This window comes from Halorubrum sp. Atlit-26R, assembly GCF_003666015.1.
GTDB lineage: Archaea > Halobacteriota > Halobacteria > Halobacteriales > Haloferacaceae > Halorubrum.
In genome coordinates this window covers 1-469 of record NZ_QPLT01000470.1, presented here as the reverse complement: position 1 = coordinate 469, position 469 = coordinate 1, and the positions used below count along the sequence as shown (strand labels likewise).

General features: G+C 61.6%; 1 pseudogene. It reads left to right on the top strand.

Annotated elements, in window-relative coordinates:
• Positions 1-404: pseudogene (locus DVK07_RS21500) on the top strand (permease); the annotation flags it as partial.
• Between the last annotated feature and the right edge of the window lie 65 nt (positions 405-469).

The following is a 469-nucleotide window of genomic DNA, read 5'->3' as shown; positions in this document are numbered from 1 at the left end:
CATCGGCGGCGGACAACAATGCTGACGGTGACGATGGCGTCGACGAGGAAGCCGTCTCGGAGCAAGTGCGCCGCGACATGGACGAAGCGCTCTCGAACACCGAACTGTCGTGGGGCGGCGTCCGAAAGAAAGAGACGACGCGCCTCAAACTCGACACGTCGTCGGTCGACGACATTGACCGGTCCAGTTTCGAGAACGCGAAGGTAACCGAGACACGTGGAGGCAGCGTCGACGATGCGGTCTCGGGACTCCAAGGGCTTCGTGGCGGTGAAAAAGAGACGGCCGTCGGTGAAAGCACGGACGACCAAGCCACCGCACTCTCCGAACTCCGTAAGCAACAGCAGGCCACAGAGGAGGCGGAATCGACCGGCCTTCTCGACCGGATTCGCGGGCTGTTTTCCTGAACGCCGCGCGCTCGCGCAAGGTTATTTTGCAGGTTCTGGGGCCGACTGACTTCACAACATAAGCG